This is a genomic window from Kitasatospora sp. NPDC127035, assembly GCF_042726075.1.
Lineage (GTDB): Bacteria > Actinomycetota > Actinomycetes > Streptomycetales > Streptomycetaceae > Kitasatospora.
In genome coordinates this window covers 201,811-224,441 of the sequence record NZ_JBHXDN010000002.1, presented here as the reverse complement: position 1 = coordinate 224,441, position 22,631 = coordinate 201,811, and the positions used below count along the sequence as shown (strand labels likewise).

The window sequence follows — 22,631 nt, the reverse complement described above, 5'->3', positions numbered from 1 at the left end:
CTCCGTCGAGCTCCTTCCGGACCGGTCGACCGCCCGGCCGGCACGGCGATGACGGCTCGCACGTTCATCCCCGGTGAGCATCGCACCGAGCACCACGCCGAGCACCACACCGAGCACCTCCACGTGAACATCCCGGTGGGTCCCCGTGAGCGCGGCGCTCACGGGGACTCAGCTCCGCTGGAAGAACTCCAGCTCGGCCAGGGCGAGATGGCGGTCGCCGTCCAGGCCTGCGGGGGCGTCGAGGGTCAGGCGGACGGTGATGGCGTCGCTGATGCCGGTGGGGAAGGTCTGCGGGCCGGGCTTGTCGATCAGGGTCAGCTTCCTGACCGACTTCCGGCCGTCCGAGGCCGTCACCTCCAGGTCGATCCGCAGTGCCCGACCCTCGCGGGCGTAGTCCTCGGGTGAGGTCGAGGCGCCGTTGGTGACGATCACGGCCACCAGGCGGAAGGGTTTGGCGAAGGTGCAGGTGACCGAGGCGCCAGGGCCCGGTGCGCCCCAGTAGCGGTTGCTGAGACCGTCCGTGGCGTTGCCGGCCGGCCGGCCGGGCACCTCGGCACTCGCCTCCACACGGACCGGGGTCACCGGCTTGCTCTTGCCCAGCTTGTCCCGGGTGTCCTCGATCAGGTTCCGGCCGGCCGGCAGCAGCAGGAAGCCGCCCGCGCACAGGGCCATTACCACGGCCAGGATGACCAGGAAGCGCGTTGTCCGGCCCGAGCCGGCCCGGGTGCGGCGGCGCAACCGCCAGATTCTCCGCCACCAGGGGAGCGGCGGTGGGGCCGTACCGGGTGTGAGCGGGGTCGCGCAGCGGCGGCAGAAGCGGCGCTCGGGCGGGTTGGGCGTGCCGCAGGAGGGGCAGGGCGTCCCGGCGGCGCCGTCGTCCACCGGGACCGGGCGGACGACCGGACGTGGTGCGACGGCCTTCGCCGGCCGCACGGGCTGCGGTGAGCCGGGGGGAGGAGGGTCGGAGGGGCGAGGGGGTTCGGCGGATGGCGAGGGCTCGGGGGGACGGGCGGCGGCGGGGGGACGGGGCACGGCGGGAGGTGAGGGGTCGGCGCGCCGGGGTGCGGCGGCTTCCGCCGGGGGGTCGGCAACCGGGGCAGCCGGGGGGCCGGCAGCCGGGGTGGCCGGGGCGTCCGACCAGCCCAGGTACGAGCCGCAGTTGCCGCAGAAGCCGTCCGTCGGGCCGTTGGACGCCCCGCACGCGGGACACTCGCGCATCACTGTCGCTCCTCCTCGCTCGTGGGCGGTCCCGGGAGGACCTCCACCCGGCAGACCGTGTGGACCGGGCACAGGCTCCGGACCAGCGCCCGGACCCGGTCCGCGTCCACCTCGTGCGCCGCATCCACCGCTCCGCCGTGCCGCGGCCACACCCGGACGACCACCTCGTCGGCCGGGGCGGGCGGCAGCGCGCCACCGGCCGTGCTGGACCAGGCGGCCCCGCCGTCCCCGGTGATTTCGGCGGACACGCCCAGCACCAGGCGCAGGGCCTCGACCAGGCCGCGCCGGGTGCCGCTCCAGCGGTGCAGTTCCGCCGCGCGGGCCACCGCCTCGCGGCGCAGCGCCAGCGGCCAGCGCGGGTCGTCGGTGCCGCCCACCCAGGTGGCCAGCCAGGCCAGGAAGTCGGCCGGGGCCAGTCGCGGATCGAAGTACGAGGGCAGGTTGTCGAGGGTGGTGAACACCGGGGCCAGTACCGTGTCCAGCCCCGCTGTGAACCGTTGCGCGAAGTCGTCGTCGGCGTACAGCGCGGGCAGCTGCTCGCCGATCGGGTGCCGGCTGGGCAGGCCCGGGACGGCGGCCCGGCTCATCCGCGCACCTCCGGCTCCGGCGCGGTCACGACCACCTGGTGCTGGTAGGAGAAGACCAGCGCGCCCGCGCCGACGTCGATCCGGTCGACCGGGGCGCCGCGCCGGCCCGTGACCGGGTCGGCGGCGAACAGCCGGATCTCCTCCACCACCGCCTCCCCGACGGCGCGTTGCAGCACGCCGAACACCTCCCCGTACTGCACGGGCCGCCCGAACGGCCGGCCCGTTCCGTCGGGTCCGCCGCGCAAGGGGTCGAGGTGCCGGTAGAGCGCGTCGAGCGCCGCGTCGCGCACCCGGTCGGCGTCCGCGGCCGGTACCGAGAGCCGGGCGACGACGGTGACGCCCTGGTAGAACGGCGGCTCGACGAGGAGCCGGGTGCCGATCAGGCGCCGCTCGTCGAGGGCCGTGGTGATCCTGGCGAGGACCTGGTCGGACGGGATCAGCTGCTCGAAGCGCAGCCGGCCGCCCTCGTCGGCCACCGCGTCCGGCACCACCAGGACCCGGACCGCGCCCGCGCCCGCGTCCCGGTCGGGCAGGCAGCGGACCCGGCGTACGGAGGGCGCCGCCTGCCGGGCGATGATCTCGTGGTCTTCGGCGGTCACCGCGCGCTCCTGCACGCGCAGCGTCTCCGGTGCCCGCAGCTTGGCGTTGTCGATGGTCTCCCCGGCGACACCGCCGCGCGCCGCCTCCCGGTTGACGACCCGGGCGACGTAGGGGACGGAGCTGCGCAGGACGGAGACCGCGCCGCGGGAGACGTTGCCCGCCGGGCCGCCGCCGGTGCGGTAGCGGGCCACGCGGATCCGGGCGCCCTTGGCCGGTACGGCCCCGCACGGACGCAGGGTGCCGTCGGCCTCGCGCAGCACCGGCGGGAACGCGAACTCGCCGGTGGTGGCGTCCACCCGGACGTGCCGGTCGGCCGGCCCCGAGCGCCCGAAGTGCTCCACCACCTCCCAGCGCTGCCACCCGTCCGGCGAGGACACCTCCACCACGGGGGGTTCCCCGTCGAGCAGCACGGGCGGGCGGCCGAGCCGGAAGGACTGCCCCGCCACCCCCTCCGACACGCCGAGCGGTACGTCGGTCACCCGCTCGGCGTGCTCCACGGCCGTCGTGCCGCCGACGGTGAAGACGGCGGCCTCGCGCACCGTCGGCGACTCGGAGTAGAACGGCTGCCCCGGCTCCGCCTCGGTGACCCGGCAGCGCAGCCAGCCCGCCCGGGTCCCGCTGACCAGCGACGCCGTGTGTCCGGCCGGAACGTACACGATGACCTCACCGGGCCGGTTCAACCCGCCGGTGCTGTCGGAGCCGGTCTCGCAGCGCTGCCACCGGCTGCCGTCCCACGCCTCCCACACCAGCGGGGGCTGGCGCGGGTCGACGCCGACGCCCTCGACGCGGCTGTCGAGGCGGACCGCGACCACGCAGCGCGGCACCGCCGTCGGCAGGCCGAACAGCAGCGCGTCGCCGGGCTCGGGCGCGGCCTGGAAGCACGGGATGTCCCGGCCCTCGGCCAGGGCACCCGTCCGGTCGGTCTGCTCACCGGCGCGGGGCGCGGTGACCAGCCGGGTCAGCTCGCTCGGCACGATGCGCAGGTCGTCGGTGGTGGCGAAGACCACGGCCGCCTCGGTCTCGCCGGCCGCGGTCGTCACCTCGGTGCCCGCGGGCAGCGTCACCGTGTCCGGTTGGGGGGCCGACAGCCAGAAGTCGACCTCGGCGACGGCCGCCGACGGCGGGTACAACCGGATGCCCAACAGGTCCAGGAAGGCCAGGTAGTTCTTGTCCGGGACCCGGTTCAGCCGGTACAGCAGCTGGTCCACGAGGTAGGCGAACGTCTCGATCAGGGTGACGCCCGGATCGGAGACGTTGTGGTCGGTCCACTCCGGGGCGCGCTGCTGCACGTACCGCTTCGCCTCGTCGACGAGCTGCTGGAACCGTCGGTCGTCCAGGTTGGGGGAGGGCAGGGCCATCAGTCCGCGACCGTTTCCTCGGTCCCCTCCTCGGAGGGGATCGTGTAGAAGGGGAAGACCAGGTTGCGCCGGTCGTTGGTGGTGCGCACCGTGTAGCGCACGTCGATGTAGAGGGTGGCCGTCTCCACCGCGTCGAAGGCCACGACGACCTCGTCCACCGCGATCCGCGGCTCCCAGCGCTCCAGCGCCTCGCGCACCTGCTGGGCGATCCGCCCGGCGGTGACGCCGTCGCCGGGGGCGAAGACGTACTCGTGGATGCCGCAGCCGAAGTCGGGCCGCATCGGTCGCTCGCCGGGCGCGGTGCCCAGCACGAGGCGGATGGCCTCCTCCAGTTCCCGCTCCCGCTCGACCATGGCGATCCCGCCGGTCGGCCCGACCCGCAGCGGGAACGCCCAGCCGCGCCCGATGAACTGATCGCCCATCACGGACCTCCGATCAGCACGTCGGGCGCACCGGTCAGGACCGCCGCGCCGCACGCCGTCTGGTCGCGGGCCCGCGCGGCGGGCAGTCCGCCGATCAGCACCACACCCCCGGTGACCGCGGCCGGGTTGGGTACCAGCACGTTCCCCGGCCCCAGGGCCGCGTGCGGCGGTACCGGGCAGACGTGCAGGCTGCCCACCACGGCGGCGGGCCGCCCGCCGATCAGCACCGTTGCCACCCGCGCGGCGGTGCCGGGCGGCGGGGTCGCGATCCGGCCACCGTGGTTGGTGGGGTCACCGGTACGGGCTGCGGCCGGCATCGGGGGCTCCTCGGGTAGAAGGGGGAGAGGGGAGAACGGTCGAGGGCGAGGGGACTGCTCACGTGGGGTCAGTTGATCCGGATGAGGCGGGCCTTGAGGACGGCGAGCAGGCCGCCGTCGACGGAGACGTCCGCCGTCCCGGACACCCGGACCGAGCGGCCGCCGATGCGGACCCCGGCCGTGCCGTCGATGTCCACCTGCCGGCCGGTCACCTTCACGGTGCCCTGCCGGGCGTCGAGCGTGATGCCGTCCCGGTCCAGCAGGACGGTGGTCAGCGGACGGTTCCGTCCCGCGTACACGGTGAGCTCGATCCGGTCCCGGCGGTCGTCCAGGCGGACCTCCAGCCGTTCGTCCCCGGTCACCAGCCGCAGCCCGGAGGGGCCCGGCGCCGGCGCGTCCAGCAGCTCCACGCGGTGACCCGAACGCGAGGCCACCGAAAGGCGGTTGACCTTGCCGCTGGTCGCGTCGACCAGCGGCACCTCGTGCGGCGAGGGCTGGTCCACCCCGTTGTAGAGTCCGCCGATCACGTACGGGCTGTCCAACAGGCCCTGCTCGAACCCGACCAGCACCTCGTCGTTGACCTCGGGACTCACCACCCCGCCACCGCCCTTGCCGCCCCACTGGACGGTGCGCACCCAGTCGGTGACGTACGTGTCGTCCAGCCAGGGGAACGTCAGACGCACCGCGCCGCGTTCGGAGCCGTTCGGCTCGCGCACGTCCGTCACCACGCCGATCGCCACACCGGGGATGCGCGGGCCGCGCCCCGGAGCGTCGGCGCCGGTCATCAGACCGGGCAGGGAGCGGTCCGGGCCGGCGCCGACCCACACGGTGGTGCGGTAGCCGCCGTGCGGCTCCAGCACGTGCTGCACGGCCGTGGCCGTGTACCGGCCGGAGAACGCCGGCCCCACGTTGCCCAGCGCCACCGGTTTGCCCGCCCGCAGCAGCGGATTGCCCTCGGCCACCGCCTCCAGGTCGCCGAAGCCGGCGCTCACCCGGGCCGCCGCCGCGCGGGCGACCGCCGCCGTCTCCGCCTGCGTCCGGTAGGGGGTGTCGGTGACGGCCACGGCCGACTTCCCGAACCGGGCGGCCGTCCCGGGAGCGAGCCCCGGCACCACGGTGTCGCTGACCACGGACGGCTGCTCGGCGACCAACGGCCGCTTCGTGGCGACGTCCCAGCCGCGCACCTGCACCTTCGAGGCGCCGTCGGCGGCCGACAGCGCGGCCCGCAGCGCCAGCAGGTTGCGCCCGTACTCCAGGACCATCGGGTCGAGCGCGGCCGACGTCGAGGGGGAGGGCGCCCCGGACGCCTTCGCGGGCCTGGTGAACTGGAGCAGCCCCTTGTCGTCGACGCGCACCCGCGCACCGCTCTCGCCCGCGAGGAACTGCAGGAACTCCCAGTCGGAGACGTTCGCCTGGGACAGCTGCCGGTACATCACCGGCGCGGCCTCCACCGTCCCGACGGCCAGGCCGGCGCCCGCAGCCACCTTGCGGACGATGTCCGCGGCCGTCATGTTCCGGTACGCGACGACCTTGCGGCCGCGCTGGAGCCGGTGGGCCCTGGAGTAGGCGCGGAGGACGGTGAACGACCCGGTGCCGTCCCGGTCGATCTCCAGGGCCGTGACCTCCCCGTTGAACAGCCGCTCCCGCGCCTGCCCCTTCGCCGTCGTCACCGACACGCGCAGCGGGGAACCGACGGTGACGCCGGTGGAGCGCAGGAACTCGTGGTCGGGGTCGCGGTAGGTGAGCACGGCGGCGTCCGGCAGGCCCACGTTCTCGTCGACCACGCAGCTGACCAGCTGCGCCGCCCAGATCTGCGGCAGCTCGCCGGGGGCCTCCACGATCGGGTCGGCCGCGAAGGACCTGCCCCCGGAATCGAACCCGCTCACCGTTCCCCCTCGCCGCTGCCGTCGCCCAACCCGTTGCCGCTGCTTCGTCCGTTGTCGAGTCCGTTGTGGAGTCCGTTGTCGAAGGCGTGCCTGCCGCCGGTCGCAAGGGCGTGGTCGTCGTCCCGCAGGGCCGGCACCACCAACTCGGCGCCCGGGGCGAGCACCATCGGGTCGTCGATGCCGTTCGCCTCCGCGATGACCCGCCAGGCCGTCGCGTCGCCGTACTCGCGCCAGGCCAGCATCGCCAGGCTGTCGCCCGCCACCAGGGTGTGCGTGCTGCGCGCGGTGCGCGCGCCCGACGTCGGGTTCTGGCCGGGCGGTTCGACGCTCGCCTCCTCGATGGACAGCGAGCAGGTCGCCCGCAGCGGCGTGCCGTCCACGTCGAAGAGCGTGTACGAGACCGACAGGTTCGACAGCACCCCGTCGAACGAGGTGGTTCGCGCGCTGCCCCACTCGAAGCGCACCCAGGGGCTCGCCGGCTTCTTGCGGCCGAGACTGGCCGGGGTCGGCACGCACGCCTTCATCAGCTTCTCGACGGCCCGCTCCACCGAGTCGTCGTGGGTGGCGGTGGCGTCCAGGAAGACCTCCAGGCTCAGGGTGCGCGGGCCGCTGCCCACGAACTCGGGCAGCGCCGACTGCCCCGCCATCCGGGACGGGGACCGTCGCCACTCGGTGGTCTTGCCCAGTTGCAGGGTCGAGGGGTTGAACTGGAGGTCGAGCCGGGCGATCGTCCCGCCGGGCTTGGCCCCGACCGAGGCCGGGGGCTCTTTCAGGGTGAGCTGGGCCCTGGCGCGGCTGGCGCGTGCCGAGAAGGCCATGGTGTGGCTTCCTTCCGGAGCGGGAGTACGGCGGTCGTGGGACGGGGCGGTGGTGGGACGGTCAGACGGGGAGCAGTCCCGCGTGGGCGATCTCCAGGGTCTCCACCGCGGCCGCGGAGTTGGCGGGGTCGAAGGACGGACCCTGCCAGCGGACCGGGACGATCCCGAAGACCTGCCAGCTGATGATCCGGCTCAGATCGGGCCGCAGGGCCACGATCTCGCCGTCCTTCGGTTCGACCCGCCGCAGCGTCTCGTCCAGCCAGCGGCCGATCTTCGCCGTGTCGGCGGTGACCGGCCGGGTGAGGGTGATGTTCGACCAGGTCACGCGACCCGGGAGCTGCCAGGTGAAGCCGTTGTTGCCGCCCTCGGCGTAGCTCTCCATCTCGACCTCGGCGCCCATGCCGGAGCAGGTGTGGAAGGCGCCCAGGTCGTTGCCGCCGATCGCCAGCCGGAAGAACACACTGGTCGCGAAGATGTTGTCCGTCATCGGTCCGTCGTCCGTTTCTCGTACGTGCGGGTGCTCAGCGGCGGCCGTCGAAGGTCCTGCCCGCGCGGTCCCGGCCGCGCCGCAGCTCGGCGCGCAGCAGGCGGGCGACCGGGTCGAGCAGGCGGCGCGCCAGGTCGTCCAGGTCGAGATCGCCGCCCGGTGGTCCGGCGTCACGCGGACTTCCGCCGGTTCGGTCGGAGGCGGTGACCCGCTGGTCCGCGGCCGTGGTGGTGGCCGGGGTGGTGGTGCCGGGGGCGGTGGCGCGCGGGGCGGGGTCGGTGGCGGCCGGGACGGTTCCCCGGATGCTGCCGGTGTCGCGTTGCACGGGGAGCGGGGGCGGGGGCGCGGCCGGGGGTACTCCCGGCGTGCCGCCGGGGTCCGGCGTCCTGGACCGCACCAGCGGCACCACGGGTACGGGCCGCGCCGAGGACGTGGCCCGGGAAGGCTGGACCACCAGCGGTGGCGCGTCCGGGGCGGTCACGGGCAGCGGGCCGGGGGGGTGCCCGGAGCCGGAGGTGTAGAGGGCTTCGGGTCCACGAAGGGGTTCGGACGGGCGAAGGGGGCCGGACGCGGACGCCGGGTGCGGGCCGGGGGAGCCGGGCGCTCGCTGGACGTGCTGCGGCGCGGCGGCGGAGGGCGGGGCGGCCCAGCGTGCCGCGACCACGGGGCGGCTCACCGCGCGGGCGGTAGTGACGGGGGCCGTCGCGCTCCCCATGTCCCGGCCGCTGCCGAGGGCCAGGGGCCGCGCCGCGAGCAGCTGGACGCTGCGGTGCGGAGCGGCCGGTGCCCGGCCCGGGGCCCCGGGCCGACCGGCGAGGACGAGCGGGACGGACCCACTCGTCCGGGCCCCTGCGGGTGGCGCGGGAACTCCGGCGCGACCGCCGTGCCGGGACGCGGTGGTCGGGGGCGTGGGAGCCGGTGACGTGGCCGGGGACGCGGGGTGCTGTCCCGCTCCCGGCCCGGGCACGGGCACGGGCACGGCCGCGCGCCGGACGGTGGACGGGGCCGCGGGGTGGTTGGCGGTCGGTGGCATCACGGGCAGCGGGGCCCCCAACCCGGCGCGCGGACGCCGCGCGGTCCGCCCAGGGCCGCCCTCGGCAGCCGGAGCCTCCGGCTGCCGCTGCACGACCGGTAGGGCCGGCCCAGGGGGCGCGGCCGCGGAGGGGGCTTCACCGGCCTGCGGCCGGAAGGTCGCGCCGGCACCCAAGGGTGCTGCGGTGGCGGGGAGTTCGGCCAGCGGCGGACCGAGGGTCGGCCGGCCGGTCGCGCGTTGCACGGGTGCGTCGGAGCCGGTTTCCGCCTGGTGCTGGACGATCGGCATGGTTGGTGTGGGGGTGGCGGGATCTGGTCCCAAGGGTGTTGCGGGAGTGGAGGGTTCGGGTGTCGGTGTGCCGAGGGTGGGGTGGTCGGCTGCGCGTTGCAGGGGTGCGTCGGAGCCGGTTTCCGCCTGGTACTGGACGATCGGCATGGTTGGTGTGGGGGTGGCGGGATCTGCTCCCAAGGGTGTTGCGGTGGCGGGGAGTTCTGGTGTCGGTGTGCCGAGGGTGGGGTGGTCGGTCGCGCGTTGCAGGGGTGCGTCGGAGCCGGCTTCCGCCTGGTGCTGGAGCATGGGCGCGGCTGGTGCGGTGATGGCGGCTTCCGTTGCCAAGGGTCGGCTGGGAGGTGGGAGTTCGGACGCCGAAGCGCCCGGGGCAGGACGGTCGGCGGCGCGTTGCACGGGAGCCGCGTCCGCGCCCCGCGCGGGTGCGCCGGGCCGGTCGGGGACGGTCTCCGCCTGCCGCTGGACGACAGGCATGGCCGGTGCCGGTGCCGGTGCCGGTGCCGGTGCCGGAGTGGGGGCGGGGGCGGGGGTGGGACCGGCCACGTCCGAGGGCGCGCCGGGCGCCGGGACTTCGGTCGGCGGGGTGCCGAGAGGGGGCGCGTGGTCGGCCGCCCGCTGTACGGGTGCGTCGGGGGAAGGTCCGCCGGTGTGTGCCGGGGGGACGGCGGGGAGCACGGCGGGCACCCGGCGCCGGGGTATGGCGGGCACCCGGGCGACGGTCAGCGACCGGCCGACAGGGCGCGTCCGCACCACGGCGCGCGTCGCTTCGGCGCGGTCCGCCGGAGCCTCTCCGCCAGGGGGGCCGGGACGGGTGCCGCCGGCGGCGGGGAGGGACCCGGCTCCGGTGGCGGTCCGTTGCACGGGCCGGCCGGCGGGGGCGGCCCCCGGGGTGCCCTCGCCGGAGACGCCGCGAACCACCGCGATGCGGCGGACCAGCGGGAGCCGCGCGGGCACCGGCGTACGGCCGGCCCCCGGGGCTGCGGCGGTCGCTTCGGCTCGCTGGACGACGGGAGCGGCGTCCGCGCCGAGCGCGTCCGGACCGAGCACCGCCGCGGACTGCGCGGGCGGGCGGCCACGGGTGCCGGGTGCACCGGCCGCCCCACCGGCCGCCGAGGGGGCCTCCCGCCCGCCCCCGGACCGACCCGGGCGCTCGTCGGCCCGCGAGCGGCCGGTGCCGGCGCTGACCGCGGGCGCGGCCTGTGCGGACAGCGGAGCGCCCTTCGCCGACCCGCGCGCACCCGACCCGCGCGCACCCGACCCACCTGGCTGCGCCCGCCCGGTGGCCTGCGCACGCGGTGCGGGAGGTGCCTCCGGCTGTGGTGTCCCCGTCCCCGTCCCCGTCCCCGGCGCGGCGTCCGGCGCGGCGCCCGCGTCGGACGGGCGCAGCGCTCTGAGCAGCAGCGGGCCGCCTCCGCTGTGGGTGGGGTGCGCGACGGCGGGGCGGGCGATGCCGCGGACGAGGCCGGTCGGGGCGGTCGGCAGCAGGGCGTGGGCGAGGCCGGTGTCGAAGGACGGATCGCGCCAGGCGGCCAGCCCGTCCCGGAAGGCGAGTCCGTCACTGACGCTCATCGGCGCCCGGGACACGGTCAGGAGGGGTGGCGTGGTGCGGCGCCAGCCGCCGTCCCAGTCCGCGGGCACGCCGGGGCCCCGGCCGGCGGCAGTCTCCCGGACCGCACCCGCCGCGCCCGCCGCACCCGTGCGCACGCCGTCCGAGGGCGCGCCGCCCGGCACGGCGCCGCGCCGGCGCACCCTGTCCCGCCACGCCATTTGCTCAACCTCCTTCGTTCATTCGGGAGTTGATCTGAGCGATCTCGGTGACCCACTGCCGGCGTTCGGCATGGGTCAGGTCGAGGATCTCGTCGCGTTGCCAGTGGAAGTGGTAGGCGACGTACGCGATCTCCTCCCTGAGCCGGGGGAGCGCGTACGTCACGATTCCCCCAGGCGCCCACCGGAGAGGTCGACCTCGAAGCCGCCGTCGCAGTGCGGGCAGGTGACCGCCGCGCGGGTGTGGCCCTCGCTGTTGACGCGCCGGTAGAAGTCCTGGAGGAACGCGACGTCGGTCGCGTACATCCGCTCCACGACCCCGGCGTGCACGTCGGTGACGGTGCCGAGCCGGGTGATGACCTGGCTGAGCAGTACCACGCTCAGGTACGCCGGGTTCTCCTTGACCCGCAGGTCGATCTGGGGCCGTAGCTCGTCGCGGGCGGTGGCCAGGCGCATCGAGCCGTGGCGGTGCAGGGTGCCCGCCTCGTCCACGTACCCGCGCGGCAGTTCGAACTCGAACTCGGTGCGCAGCGCGTGCTCCTCGCGCCGCGCCGGAGCGCCGGCGGAGGGTGCCGTCGGCGGTGCCGGGGCCGGGGCGGGCGCCGTGGCCTGGAGGATCTCCTCCAGGCTGCCCGCCGTCACCGTACGTCGCCTCATTCGACGATGATCTCCTCGAACACGATGGTCACGGACTCGGTGGCCGCGGCGGACTCGCCGGCTTTGAGGGAGGGGCCCTCCCATTTGGAGGCCCAGCCGTTCATCAGCTGGATGCGCCGGACGGTCTCGCCCGTGGAGTCCTTGATCTCGATGGTGAGGTTCTGCCGAGCGGTGTCGACGGCCCCGTTGTTCAGGGTCTCCTTGATCCACGTGGTGAACTCGCTGCTCTTGTCGAGTCCCCGGGTGATCGTGACCTCGCCGGCCTGACGGGCGCCGGGCTGCTTGCGGATGATCTGCTTGCCGTCCTTGCTGACCTGCCGGACCTCGACGACCTCCTCCTCGACGGTCAGGCCGCTGATCTCCTGGATCGACTCGACCAGGTAGCCACCGAGCTGAACGCCGAAGATATGGGTGGAAAGAGCATCGCCCTCTGCCATGACTGTCTGTCACCTTTCCTTGCTGCTCGTCCCGGCGGTCCCGGGAGCGCCGGACCTGCGGGTCACTCGTCGATGAGGCTGGTGCTGTCGGAGAACTGCGCCAGCCGGAACACCACGAACTCGGCCGGCTTGACCGGTGCCACGCCGATCTCGCAGATCACGCGGCCCTGGTCGATCGATTCCTGCGGGTTGTTGTCCCGGTCGCACTTGACGTAGAACGCCTCCGCGGCCGTCCGCCCGAACAGCGCGCCGCGCCGCCACTCCTCGGTGAGGAACGCGGTGGCGTTGCGCCGGATGCTCGACCAGAGCCGGTCGTCGTTCGGCTCGAACACCACCCACTGGGTGCCCAGGAGGATGGACTCCTCCAGGTAGTTGAAGAGCCGGCGCACGTTCAGGTAGCGCCAGGCCGGATCGGAGGAGAGGGTGCGGGCGCCCCAGATCCGGATGCCCCGGCCGGGGAAGGCCCGGACGCAGTTCACCCCGATCGGGTTGAGGAGGTCCTGCTCGCCCTTGCTCAGACGCAGTTCCAGGTCGACCGCGCCGCGGATCACCTCGTTGGCGGGGGCCTTGTGCACCCCGCGCTCGGCGTCGCTGCGCGCCCACACGCCGGCGATGTGGCCGCTCGGCGGGACGGTGGCGTTGCGCCCGGCGGCCGGGTCGAAGACCCGGATCCACGGGTAGTAGAGGGTGGCGTAGCGGGAGTCGTAGCCCGCCTCGTCGTTGCGCCAGATCCGGACCTGCTGTGCGGAGAGACCGGGCGGGGCGTCCAGGACGGCGACCCGGTCGCCCATCTGCTCGCAGTGCGAGATCACGGCGAGCTGGACGGTGCGCACGCCCTCGGCATCGATGTCACCGCGCTGGTGGGAGCCCATCAGGTCGGGCACCGCGACCATGGTGATCTCGTCGATGGTCTCCAGGCCGCCGAGCCCGGTGCGGGCCGCCGCGTCGCCGACGTACTCGGCCGGGTCGAGCCGGGCCGCCGCGCCCTGGCCGGCGGCCGGGGCGGGTACGGCTGTGGGGGCGTCGGGCAGGGCCGCGGTCTGGTTCGCGGGCCGGCCCTGGGCGGTGCCGCGCTGCTCGGTGACCTCGATCAGCGCCGAGCCGCGGGCCTGGGTGACGAGGTAGCCCTTGACGTTCCGGCGGGCCGACACCTCGAAGGTCTCGGCCACCGCCCCGTCGCGGTGGACCAGCAGCCTGAACCGGTCCTCGGGCGGGTTCTCGCCGTCCGCGTCGGCGATCTCCACCGAGAGGCCGGTGACGCCCGGCCGGGCCGCGACCAGGAACCCGCCGAGCGCGACGGGCTCCGCCGCGGGCTGCTCGGGGCCCGCGGCGGCGGGCGCGGAGCTGTCCCGGTCGGAGCCGCCGACCCGGACGACGTACGCGGCGCCGCCGCCGTTGGCGAAGTACCCGTAGACCGCGTGGGGCAGGTAGGCGCCCTCGGTGAACCCGCCGAAGCGCTGGGAGTACTGGTCCCAGCTGGTGACGAGCGTCGGCTCGTGGAACGGGCCGGTCCGGGCGAACCCGACGAACGCGGCGACGGCGGTGCCGACCCCTTCGATCGGGCGGGCACCGGACTGCACCTCCTCCACGTAGACCCCCGGGGTGAGGTACGTCGGCATGCTCGCTCCTTCGTGTCACCGGTCTTCGGTGGACAGCTTCGGTGGACGGTCTTCGGTGGATCTCCGGCCAGGTTCTACGGACGGCGGACGGCGGACGGCGGACGGCGGACGGCTGAACGCCGTCGACGGACCCGGTCGCGCGCCGTCGCGCCCCGCCCCCAGCCTTTCCGGCGGGCCGCGGCCGGCGGGAGGGACCGGGGGACCTGCCCGGGGGCAAGGGCGCTGCCCTCCCCGGCCCTCCCCGGCCCGCCGCGACGGCCCGCCGGCCGCCCCGGTTCAGACCCGCGTGACCTGGGCCACGTACGGTCCGAACTCGCCCTCCAGCACCAGCCGGCCGAGCTTGCGGTACTCCTGCGCGACCGCCGCCACCGTCTGGGCCATCGTCAGCGGTCCACCCGACTCGGCGGCGAGGTACGCGGCGCTCACCGCGCAGGCCCGGATGGAGCCTCCGGCCAGGTCGAACCGGTCCGCGCAGAAGGGGAGGTCGAGGTCGTCGCCCCGGGGCACCCGGTCGCCCAGGCAGCGGTCCCACAGGGCGAGGCGCTGGTCGGCGTCGGGCACCGGGAAGTCCGCGACCACGTCCAGGCGGCGGGTGAAGGCCTCGTCCAGGTTGGCGCGCAGGTTGGTGGTCAGGACGGCGATGCCGTCGAAGGACTCCATCCGCTGGAGCAGGTACGCCGACTCCATGTTGGCGTGCCGGTCGTGGGCGTCCTTGACCTCCGAACGCTTGCCGAAGATCGCGTCCGCCTCGTCGAACAGCAGCACCGCGTTGACGGCGGAGGCCTCGGTGAAGATCCGCTCCAGGTTCTTCTCGGTCTCACCGACGTACTTGTCGACCACCGTGGAGAGGTCCACCACGTACAGGTCCATGCCCAGGTCGGCCGCCACCACCTCGGCCGACATCGTCTTGCCGGTACCGGACGAACCCGCGAACAGCGCGATCACCCCGCGCCCCCGCCCGCCGCCGGGCCGCATGCCCCACTGCCCGAGCACCTGTTCGCGGTGGCGGGCGCGCACCGCGAGCTCCCGCAGGCTGCGGTGGGTGGGGGCGGGGAGCACCAGGTCGTCCCAGCCCACCGCGGGTTCGACCCGGCGGGCGAGGCGGGCGAGCCCCGCGCCGTTCTGGGCCCGGACGGCCGTGCGCAGGTCGTCGGGGGAGACCGGGCGGCCGTCGAGCGCGGCCGTGCGCACCGCGGTGCCGGCGGCCCTCCGCAGCTGCCCGGCGTCCAGGCGGTGCGCGGCGACGGACCGGGCGAGCGCCTCGGCCCCGTCCTCGCCGACGCCCTCGTCGCCCCCCGCGCCGTGCTGCTCGCCGGCCCGCTCCAGTGCGTGCCGCCAGCGTGCGACCTGCCGGTCGGGGGCGGGGGCCGCCACCGTCAGGGTGACGGGGGTGTCGGCGGCCCAGGCGGGTTCCCAGCCTCCGGTCCCGTGGGTGAGGAAGGGGAGGCCGCGCAGGGCGTCGCACAGCGTGCGCAGGACCCTGGCCCGCTCGTCGGGCCGGTCGGGGAGCTCCTCCAGCGGCCCCAGCAGGACGCCCGCGCCCAGCAGCCGGGCCTCGCGTGCGACGGCCCGGGCGACGTCCGGCACGCCCCGGGGGTCATGGGACAGCGCCGCCGGGTCCAGGGCCAGCGGCGGCAGCCCGCCCGCCTGCAGCGCGGCGACGGCCAGCCCCTCGGCATCGCCGCCCCGGCTGCGCAGGTGGACATGGCCGCTGCCGGTCCCGGCCGCGGCGGCGGCCCGGCGCAGCTCGGCCGGGTCGACGGCCGGATCACCGGCCGGACGGCCGAGCACTCCGGTCAGCAGCGGGTCGGGCGCGGTGTCGCCCAGCAGGTGCGAGGTGACGCGGTCCGGGACGGTCAGCACCCGGGACAGGGGCGGCCGTTCGGGTTCGGTGACCTCCAGCAGACCGCCCGCGACGAGCGGCGCGGAGGGAGCCAGCCGGAACCGGGCCGCCGCCACCCCGCGGTGCCCGCACAGTTCGAGGGCGAGTCCGACGGTGGGCCGGCGGCGCGTCAGGTCGTCGTTGAGGTAGCCGTAGAGCCGCTCGAAGCGGGTGTCGAGGTCCGGGGCCAAGGCCACCAGCAGCAGGTCCAGGTCCAGGGGCGCCAGGGCGAAGCGGGCGGCGAGCACGGCCAGCGGCGAGCCGGGCGGCGGCGCGTCCGGACCGGGCAGGGCGGGCGGAGCGGGCCGGTGTCCCTCGTCCAGGACGCGGGCGACCGCCTCGGGGGTGAGGAACTGGCCGCGGTACGGATCGTCCGGATCGGGATCGAGCGCGCGCCGGATCGCGACGGCCTCGCGCACCCGCTCCTCGACGACCCGCAGCCGCGCCCACAGATACGGGACCGGGGTCGGCGTCGCGGCCTCGGGTTCCAGGGTCCGCGTCACGGCTGCCGCTCCCCGCGTCGGCGGCGGGCGGGGGCCGGCCCCCGCTCCCGGGAGCCGCCGAAGCCCTCCGGACCGGGCTCGGCCACCTCCGTGTAGCGCAGGCGCCGCGCGGCCCCCGCCTCCTCCGGCGCGGTCCGGGCCGCGGCGCGGACCACGAGCCCCTCGGTGACCGGTGGGGCGACGGCAGTGGTGGCCCCGGCCAGCGGCGCCCTCACCCGCAGCCCCAGCGACGGCTTGAGCTCGCCGCCCAGCGCCGACCACACGTCGGAGGCGGCGGGCGCGTCGAGCCCGGCGCCGCCGCCGTCCAGGCCCACGATGAGGCCGAGTTCGGCGAGCGAGCCGGTGAGCAGGCGCGGTGGCAGCGCGTCGGTGGACACCAGACACGTCAGCACCTGGGAGAGCAGCCGGTGTTCGTCCTGCGGCCGGCTCGCCCACGCGGTGACGAGGTACGTCAGCTCGAACCAGCGGGCCGGGGCGCGGCGCGCGGCGAGGAAGCCGTCCGCGTCGTACACCTCACCCGCGCCGCTGGCGCGCCGGGTGTGGTCCTCGCGGACGTCGTACAGGAACACGCACACCGTCGGGGCGCTGCGGCGGGCCGCCCAGTCGCGGGTCGGCGCGTCGAACACCACGTCGACGCCCGACGCGTCCAGGCCGGACTCCGCGAGCAGCCGGCGCAACGCCTCGTCGACCTCGTGGATCATCGGCGGATCATCTCGTTGGGCGGCTGGACCGTGCCGCTGACCACCAGGAAGCCGGTCCGCACCGGGGAGAAGCCGGGGCCGTTCGCGGTGATGACCCGGGGGCCGGTCTGATCCTTGGCGAGGATCAGCAACTGGCCGATGAACCGGCCGTCCGGGCCGGGGACGGTCGGCGCCGCCGCGGCCGTGATGCCCGGCTGCCAGGTGAACCGCACCGGCGCGCCGGGCGGGAAGTCCTCACCGCGTACCGAGGTGACGAAACCGGGCTTGCCGATCGGCGGGACCGCGACGATGCGCGGCTGGAGGATCCGCAGCTGCTGACGGGCTTCGTTGTCCCCGGGGTCGGCGTCCGTGCCGGTGGTGGTCAGGGAGCCGGTCACCAGGCCGGTGAGGGCCTGATCGGGGCTGAGGACGACCTGGACGACGGTCCGGGCGCCCGGGGCGAGGTCGGGCAGCGCGCACACCCAGGCCCGGTCGCAGCCCGGCGGCGGCCCGTCGTGGGGCACGCCCCCGGGCAGGCCCACGCGGAGCCGCAGACCGGTGGCCAGCCCTTCGCGGCCGTTGCGAACGGTGTACGTGAGGACCACGCGACCACCCACGTACCCGGGGTTCGGCTGCGCCGTGAGGCTCAGCCCGGGGCCGGCCGGCGGCTCGGGCGGCAGTGGCGGGGGCGTGCGGATCGGCGGCGGGGCCGGCGGAGCGGGGGCGGGTGTCGGAGGCGGCGGCAGCACCGGGGGCGGCGGCACCGGGTTCGGCGTCGGATCCGCCGGCGGCGTCGGGACCGGGGTCGGCGTCGGGGCCGCTGTCGGGGCCGCTGTCGGGGTCGGGGTCGGGGTCGGACCGGGCGTCGGCGGGGCCGGCGCCGGGCGCACCGGCACCACGGTCCGGCCGGTGTTGTCGCTGGGACGGGGGTCGAGGACGGCACCGGTGACCGACCAGTCCAGGGGCTGGTCGCCGGGCTCGACCCCCGTGACGGTGACCGTGACCGGCACGGTGTCGCCCGGGCGCACCACGCCCAGGGCGCAGACCAGCGCCGCCGCGTCGCAGACGGCGCCGGGCGCGGCGAGGCCCGTGACGATCACCCCGGCCGGGGGCGCGACGGTCAGCCTCGTCCCGGGCGAGGCGGCCGGGCCGTGGTTGACGACGTCCACCCGGACGGTCCCGGAGTCGCCCGCGGTGAGCGGCGCGGCCGTGCCGGGTGCCTGGACCGCGAGGTCCACGGACTGCTGGACGCCCGGTTCCTTCTGGCGGCCCGGCAGCCCGGCGGTGAGCGGGGTGCGGGCCCCGGAGACCGCGTCCACCAGGGACAGCTTCTCCGGGCTGTTGGCGGCGAGGGCGGCCCGGGAGCTGATCACCAGCGTCCTGCCGTCGGAGCTCCAGGCGGCGTCGCGGGGCTGGAAGGGCCCGGTGGAGGTGGTGTCGGGCAGCTCCCGGCCGCAGGCCCCCGGCCGGTCGCGGGCCGCGTCGGGCAGCAGTACCCGGCAGGCGCCGCCCGCCGCGGCGACCAGCAGGATCCCGTTGCGCTCGTCGACCCGGCCGGCGCCGTTCTTGCGGTTGAAGGCGATGGTGGCGCCGTCCGGTGAGAACGCCGGGCTGTCGTCGATGACCTCGCAGGCGCCGGGGCAGTGGGCGGCGCTCAGGTCGCGCTGCCGGTCCAGGCGGTCCAGACGGTCCACGGGCACGGTCCACACGTGCTTGTTGCCCCCGCCACCGTTGATCACCTGGTTGCGGGTGAACGCCAGGGTCGAGCCGTCGGAGGACCAGGTGGGCTGGGCGTCGCCGCCCTGGAGCTGCCCCTCGGGCGGGACGATCACGCCCCGGACCGCGCCGGTGGCGGCGTCCGCGATCAGGATCCGTCCGGGACCGGAGGCGCCGCCGACCCCGCCGGGGGAGGTCCGGGTGAAGGCCAGGTACCGGCCGTCCGGGGAGAACGTCGGATCGGTGTCCCAGTCCCTGGGGCCGCGGCCCGCCAGCGGGAGCGCCGTCGGGCCGGAGCCGTCGGCGTCCGCGATCCAGATCCGTTCGATCCGCCCGGCCGGCAGGTTCGGTCCGGCCGGCGCGTCCTCGAAGCGGGTCACCACGATCCGGCGGCCGTCGGGCGTGTAGTTCTGCCGCTCGGTCCACGGGTCGTACCCGGCGGCGGGCCGGAACAGCGGGTCCTTCGCCGGATCCGTCTCGGTGTCGGCCGCCGGGTCCTCCTTGAGGACGGTCCGGTTGAGGTCACGGGGGTCGGAGCCGTCCGGCCGGACGTCCTGCAGGGTCACCACGTGCGGGCCGTCCGCCGAGACGCGTTCGACCACCGCGCCACCGCCCTGGAGCGGGCCGAGCCAGGTGGCCGGTCCGACCTCGCGGTCCTCGCTGAGCACCACCTTCGGTTCGTCCTCCGAGAGCGCTCCCACCCGGAAGACGTGGTCCCAGTCGCCCTCACAGCTACAGGTCCGGTCCGGGCTGAGGAAGAGCAGGTCGTTCCCGTCGGGCAGCCAGGCTGCCCCGTGCGTGCGCCACTGGGCCCGCGGGCCCGCCAGCAGCGGCCCGCCGGTGCGCCCGTCGGTCCACCGCAGCCGGGGCCCGTCCGGTCCGGTGGCGGTGTAGGCGATCCGGTCCCGGGTCGCCGGCCCGTCCACCGGGTTCCACACCGGCTCGGTGCCCGCGCCGTCGGCGGGGTCGGAGACCCGGGTGGCGGGCCCGCCCCGAAGCGGCCGGACGTAGACCTGGCGGCCGGCGGCCCGATCGGCGTCGGAGGAGTACGCCAGCCGCGCGCCGTCGGGCGAGACCGTGGGGTGCTCCTCGTTCGCGGGGGTGTCGGTCAGCCGGGTGAGGCCGCTGCCGTCGGTGCGCACCAGCCACAGGTCGCGCTGGGTGCCACCGGCCCCGGCGGGCCGGGCCGCGTCGAAGACGACCGACCGGCCGTCCGGCGTCAGCCGCGGGTTCGCCGCGTCCAGACCGCTGGTCAGGCGGTGCACCGAGCCGTCGGCGGAGCGCAGGTAGACCTGCGGGGCCTGCTCGTCGCGGCGGCTCGCGAAGACCAGCCGGTCGCCCAGGGCGGCGGGCTGGACGTCGAAGTGCGCCGGGCCCTCGCCGAACAGCGGGGGGCTCGTCGTGTCCGTCGCCACCCGGCCGAGGCTCCGGTGGCGGGTACCGGCGTACGCGATCCGGCTCTCCCCGGCATCGGCCGCCGCGGCCCGGGCCCCGGTGCCGTCCGCGGGGGGCCGGTCCCCGGCGCCGCCCGGGCCGGCGGCCGTCGTCACCGCGAGCAGAGGCACCAGCAGCAGCGCCGCACCGGCCCTGCCCCAGCGGTCTCGCCGACGGCCGGAGCCACCCGTGCCCATCACGCTCCACCTCACAGTCCGGTCCAGCATCCATGTCCGACGGTGCCACCCTGCCGGTCCGCGGCCGCGGACCGGCAGGGCCCCGGGGCCGCGCTCGGGGGAAGCACCGGCTGCGCTTTCGGGCAGCCGGTGCCGATCCGGTCAGATCAGCCCGTTGCGCAGCGCGTAGCCGACGGCGTGGGAGCGGTTGCGCAACTGGAGCCGGGTGATGACCTCGTGCAGGACGTTCTTGACGGTCCGTTCGGAGTACGAGGTGTTGCGCGCGATCTCCGCGGTGTCCAGGCCCTCCGACACCAGGCGCAGCATGTCCGCCTCGCGCGGGGTCAGCGTGGACAGGGACGCGGCGTGCGGGTCGAGGGCCGACCGCTGCAGGCTGCCGACGTGGTCGAGGAGCTTCGCGAGCAGGTCGCCGGGTAGGACGCCCTCACCGTTCGCCATCGCCAGGACCAGCCGCAGCAGCCGGTCCTGGTCGGCCTCCGCGCGCCGCAGCACCGCGGTGACTCCGCACTCGATGGCGCGCTGCAAGGCGTCACCCGATTCGAAGGTGCCGACCACGAGTCCGGTGCGGGTGGCGGAGTTGTGGCGCAGCCGGTACAGCAGGGCGGCCGTCTCGTCGTCCACGCTGTCCACGGCGACGAGTGAGACCCGCGCCTCGTGCGCGTCGGCGTCGTCGACCAGTTCTACCTCGGGCCGCTGGCGCAGCTGTTGGACGATCCCGACGTACAGGACCGGGTCCGAGGCGTACACGGCCACGGTGACCCGTCCGCCGGGCTCGCCGGCCGCGGCGTCGTGCGCGGCCCGGGCGTGGGCCGGGCTGTGGGCCGGGCTGTGGGCCGGGGCGCGGCCCTGGGGCGGGACGGTCGGCCGCGTGGTGCCGGTGCCGGACGGGTGGACGGTGCCGATGAGGTCGGTGTGGAGCATGAGGCGTACCTGTTCCATGATGCGTATGAGGGGAGTACTGCGGGGTCCAAAGGCAACAAAGCTCCTGGACACAGGAGTTGGGCGGAGTTCGCGGGGGCATCGCGGCTGCCCGGGGCCTTGCCCCCGCGTCCGTGGAGGTGGGCGGGGCGGCGGCGTAGCGTCGCGGCGTGACGACCCCAGCAGCCACTCCCAGCCCCGGCGCGCCCGGCCTCGACATCCCGTCGGTGACGGTGACACCGGGCGGTACCGCGACCACCAGCCTGACCGTTCGCAACGACGGCGACATCGTCGAGGCGTACCGCCTGGAAGTCGTCGGTGACTGCGCTGCCTGGACGACGGTCGAGCCCGACCGCGTCTCCCTCTACCCCGGCACCTCGGAGACGGTGACCATCCGCCTGGCGCCCCCGCGTTCGCCGCGGGTGCGGGCGGGCGAGGTGCCCCTGGCCGTGCGGGTCCTGCCCACCGAGCACCCCGAGGCGGTCAAGGTCCCCGAGACCACCGTGCGGGTCGATGGATTCCGGCAGCTTCGGGCCGAGAGCGCTCCCAAGCGCCGCCGCGGCTGGCTGCGCGGACGCTACCGCCTCGCCGTCCACAACGAGGGCAACCGCCCCGTCCAGGTGGGATTCACCCCGGCCCAGCCCGGCGAGGACCTGAAGTTCGACGTCCGCCCCGCGGCTCCGAAGCTGGAGCCGGGTGAGTCGGTGGAGGTGGCGCTGCGGGTCCGCGCCGGGAAGCCCGTGTGGTTCGGGAAGCCGGCCACCTGGCCGTTCACCGTCACCGTGGCGGAGACCGAGGCGAAGGCCGGGGCCCGGGCCGACGACGCCGGCGAGGACGACCGGGAGCGACCGCGGCCGGAGGCCGAGTTCGTCCAGATACCGATCTTCCCGACCTGGCTGCTGGCGGCCCTGACGGCGCTCCTCGCGCTGCTGCTGGCCTGGTTCCTGCTGGTGCGTCCCGCCGTGCGCAGCACCGCGAGGGAGGCCGCCGACCAGGCGGTCCAGCAGCAGTCGACCCCCACCGAGGCGCCGGCCGGCGGCCGGACCCCGGTGGCGAGCCCCGGGCAGCCGGGCTCCGGGGCCGGGAGCGCCCTGCCCGGCGCGGGCGCGGGCGGTACCGGTACCGGAGCGGGAACGGGAACGGGAACGGGCGGCGACACCGGGACCGGACCGGGCGGCGGACAGCAGGGTTCGGCCACCATCGACCTGACGACGGCCGCCGGGGAGACCAAGGTCGGCACCTACGTCGTGCCCGTGGGCAAGACGTTCGGGATCACGGACATCGTCGTCGCCAACTTCCAGGGCGACGAGGGCGTCGTGACGATCGGTTTCGGCGACCGCAAGATCACGACGATCGCGCTGGAGACGTTCCGTAACCAGGACTACCACTGGGTCACCCCCATCAGGATCACTGAGAACCAGACCGTGACGGTCCAGGTGACCTGCGCGAAGCCGGGCACTCCGGCCACCGGCGTGCAGGCCCAGGAGTGCCACGAGGTCCTCAACGTGAGCGGCGTGTTGAGCGACCTCAGGTGAACAGATGCCACACGCATGGTCTGTCAGGTTGTCCCGTGAGAAAAGGTGAGCCTCACTCGTTCCGGCCGAAAACCGACGGTTCGGAGGCTGGGAAGGCACCCTGCTCGTGACTGTACATTCTCATTTCGGCGGCCCTGGGAAGCTCCGGCCCGGCGTTCGAACGTGAATCTGACGGTCACTCAAATACGGCTGAATCCGATCCCTCCCGGCGCCCGTCCGACCGTTCGGGCGCCGGGAGGGGCAGCGGCCGTCCCCGGCGTGTCGGGGAGTACCGA

18 protein-coding genes and 1 pseudogene are annotated in these 22,631 nt (G+C 75.6%); 1 reads left to right on the top strand and 18 read right to left on the bottom strand.

The window, feature by feature from the left end:
• Positions 1-168 precede the first annotated feature (168 nt).
• The 18 genes and pseudogenes from ACFWIC_RS01955 to ACFWIC_RS01870 all read right to left on the bottom strand — a co-directional run bounded on the left by ACFWIC_RS01955 (position 169) and on the right by ACFWIC_RS01870 (position 20,842).
• Positions 169-738: an NADase-type glycan-binding domain-containing protein gene (locus tag ACFWIC_RS01955; protein WP_380515014.1), complete on the bottom strand. Its 570-nt coding sequence runs from the start codon at positions 736-738 to the stop codon at positions 169-171.
• A gap of 57 nt (positions 739-795) precedes the next feature.
• Positions 796-1,218, bottom strand: a pseudogene (locus ACFWIC_RS01950) (zinc ribbon domain-containing protein); the annotation flags it as partial.
• Positions 1,218-1,805: a phage tail protein gene (locus ACFWIC_RS01945; protein WP_329881655.1), complete on the bottom strand. Its 588-nt coding sequence runs from the start codon at positions 1,803-1,805 to the stop codon at positions 1,218-1,220. The gene ACFWIC_RS01945 and the pseudogene ACFWIC_RS01950, both read right to left, overlap by 1 nt.
• Positions 1,802-3,763 (bottom strand): putative baseplate assembly protein, encoded by a 1,962-nt coding sequence (locus ACFWIC_RS01940; protein WP_380514961.1) that lies wholly within the window; start codon positions 3,761-3,763, stop codon positions 1,802-1,804. Before ACFWIC_RS01940 ends, ACFWIC_RS01945 begins: the two co-directional genes overlap by 4 nt.
• A complete protein-coding gene (locus tag ACFWIC_RS01935; RefSeq protein WP_329881657.1) occupies positions 3,763-4,185 on the bottom strand; it encodes a GPW/gp25 family protein in 423 nt (140 codons plus the stop codon). The genes ACFWIC_RS01940 and ACFWIC_RS01935 overlap by 1 nt, the downstream gene beginning before the upstream one ends.
• Entirely contained in the window at positions 4,185-4,502 is a 318-nt protein-coding gene (locus ACFWIC_RS01930) for a PAAR domain-containing protein (protein WP_329881658.1), read from the bottom strand. Before ACFWIC_RS01930 ends, ACFWIC_RS01935 begins: the two co-directional genes overlap by 1 nt.
• A 68-nt stretch (positions 4,503-4,570) precedes the next feature.
• Positions 4,571-6,388 carry a VgrG-related protein gene (locus ACFWIC_RS01925; protein ID WP_380514959.1) on the bottom strand — a complete coding sequence of 606 codons (1,818 nt, stop codon included), beginning with the start codon at positions 6,386-6,388 and terminating at the stop codon, positions 4,571-4,573.
• Positions 6,385-7,206: a peptidase M23 gene (locus ACFWIC_RS01920; RefSeq protein WP_380357130.1), complete on the bottom strand. Its 822-nt coding sequence runs from the start codon at positions 7,204-7,206 to the stop codon at positions 6,385-6,387. The genes ACFWIC_RS01925 and ACFWIC_RS01920 overlap by 4 nt, the downstream gene beginning before the upstream one ends.
• 61 nt (positions 7,207-7,267) lie before the next feature.
• Entirely contained in the window at positions 7,268-7,693 is a 426-nt protein-coding gene (locus ACFWIC_RS01915) for a phage tail protein (RefSeq protein WP_380357127.1), read from the bottom strand.
• 34 nt (positions 7,694-7,727) lie between these two features.
• Positions 7,728-8,369: a hypothetical protein gene (locus tag ACFWIC_RS01910; protein ID WP_380514956.1), complete on the bottom strand. Its 642-nt coding sequence runs from the start codon at positions 8,367-8,369 to the stop codon at positions 7,728-7,730.
• A gap of 2,416 nt (positions 8,370-10,785) precedes the next feature.
• Positions 10,786-10,944, bottom strand: coding sequence for a DUF6760 family protein (locus ACFWIC_RS01905; protein ID WP_355401189.1), 159 nt, complete (start codon positions 10,942-10,944; stop codon positions 10,786-10,788).
• Complete coding sequence (locus tag ACFWIC_RS01900) at positions 10,941-11,435, bottom strand: hypothetical protein (protein ID WP_380514953.1); 495 nt, start codon at positions 11,433-11,435, stop codon at positions 10,941-10,943. The genes ACFWIC_RS01905 and ACFWIC_RS01900 overlap by 4 nt, the downstream gene beginning before the upstream one ends.
• Positions 11,432-11,872, bottom strand: coding sequence for a phage tail protein (locus ACFWIC_RS01895; RefSeq protein ID WP_329884140.1), 441 nt, complete (start codon positions 11,870-11,872; stop codon positions 11,432-11,434). The genes ACFWIC_RS01900 and ACFWIC_RS01895 overlap by 4 nt, the downstream gene beginning before the upstream one ends.
• Positions 11,873-11,934: 62 nt before the next feature.
• Complete coding sequence (locus tag ACFWIC_RS01890) at positions 11,935-13,491, bottom strand: phage tail sheath family protein (RefSeq protein WP_380514950.1); 1,557 nt, start codon at positions 13,489-13,491, stop codon at positions 11,935-11,937.
• Between the two features lie 276 nt (positions 13,492-13,767).
• Complete coding sequence (locus tag ACFWIC_RS01885) at positions 13,768-15,876, bottom strand: AAA family ATPase (protein WP_380514947.1); 2,109 nt, start codon at positions 15,874-15,876, stop codon at positions 13,768-13,770.
• Complete coding sequence (locus ACFWIC_RS01880) at positions 15,873-16,577, bottom strand: DUF4255 domain-containing protein (RefSeq protein ID WP_380514944.1); 705 nt, start codon at positions 16,575-16,577, stop codon at positions 15,873-15,875. Before ACFWIC_RS01880 ends, ACFWIC_RS01885 begins: the two co-directional genes overlap by 4 nt.
• Positions 16,574-19,903: a hypothetical protein gene (locus ACFWIC_RS01875; protein ID WP_380514942.1), complete on the bottom strand. Its 3,330-nt coding sequence runs from the start codon at positions 19,901-19,903 to the stop codon at positions 16,574-16,576. Before ACFWIC_RS01875 ends, ACFWIC_RS01880 begins: the two co-directional genes overlap by 4 nt.
• A gap of 141 nt (positions 19,904-20,044) precedes the next feature.
• Positions 20,045-20,842, bottom strand: coding sequence for a LuxR C-terminal-related transcriptional regulator (locus ACFWIC_RS01870; RefSeq protein WP_380514939.1), 798 nt, complete (start codon positions 20,840-20,842; stop codon positions 20,045-20,047).
• A gap of 149 nt (positions 20,843-20,991) precedes the next feature.
• On the opposite strand from ACFWIC_RS01870, the gene ACFWIC_RS01865 reads away from it, so the two are divergent.
• Positions 20,992-22,356, top strand: coding sequence for a hydrolytic protein (locus ACFWIC_RS01865; RefSeq protein ID WP_380514936.1), 1,365 nt, complete (start codon positions 20,992-20,994; stop codon positions 22,354-22,356).
• The last annotated feature ends 275 nt before the right edge of the window (positions 22,357-22,631 follow it).

Coding starts and splice junctions, on each gene's coding strand:
- ACFWIC_RS01945 (WP_329881655.1), bottom strand. CDS start 1,805: ATGAGCCGGGCCGCCGTCCCGGGCCTGCCCAGCCGGCACCCGATCGGC.
- ACFWIC_RS01940 (WP_380514961.1), bottom strand. CDS start 3,763: ATGGCCCTGCCCTCCCCCAACCTGGACGACCGACGGTTCCAGCAGCTC.
- ACFWIC_RS01935 (WP_329881657.1), bottom strand. CDS start 4,185: ATGGGCGATCAGTTCATCGGGCGCGGCTGGGCGTTCCCGCTGCGGGTC.
- ACFWIC_RS01930 (WP_329881658.1), bottom strand. CDS start 4,502: ATGCCGGCCGCAGCCCGTACCGGTGACCCCACCAACCACGGTGGCCGG.
- ACFWIC_RS01920 (WP_380357130.1), bottom strand. CDS start 7,206: ATGGCCTTCTCGGCACGCGCCAGCCGCGCCAGGGCCCAGCTCACCCTG.
- ACFWIC_RS01915 (WP_380357127.1), bottom strand. CDS start 7,693: ATGACGGACAACATCTTCGCGACCAGTGTGTTCTTCCGGCTGGCGATC.
- ACFWIC_RS01900 (WP_380514953.1), bottom strand. CDS start 11,435: ATGAGGCGACGTACGGTGACGGCGGGCAGCCTGGAGGAGATCCTCCAG.
- ACFWIC_RS01895 (WP_329884140.1), bottom strand. CDS start 11,872: ATGGCAGAGGGCGATGCTCTTTCCACCCATATCTTCGGCGTTCAGCTC.
- ACFWIC_RS01890 (WP_380514950.1), bottom strand. CDS start 13,491: ATGCCGACGTACCTCACCCCGGGGGTCTACGTGGAGGAGGTGCAGTCC.
- ACFWIC_RS01880 (WP_380514944.1), bottom strand. CDS start 16,577: ATGATCCACGAGGTCGACGAGGCGTTGCGCCGGCTGCTCGCGGAGTCC.
- ACFWIC_RS01875 (WP_380514942.1), bottom strand. CDS start 19,903: ATGGGCACGGGTGGCTCCGGCCGTCGGCGAGACCGCTGGGGCAGGGCC.
- ACFWIC_RS01870 (WP_380514939.1), bottom strand. CDS start 20,842: ATGGAACAGGTACGCCTCATGCTCCACACCGACCTCATCGGCACCGTC.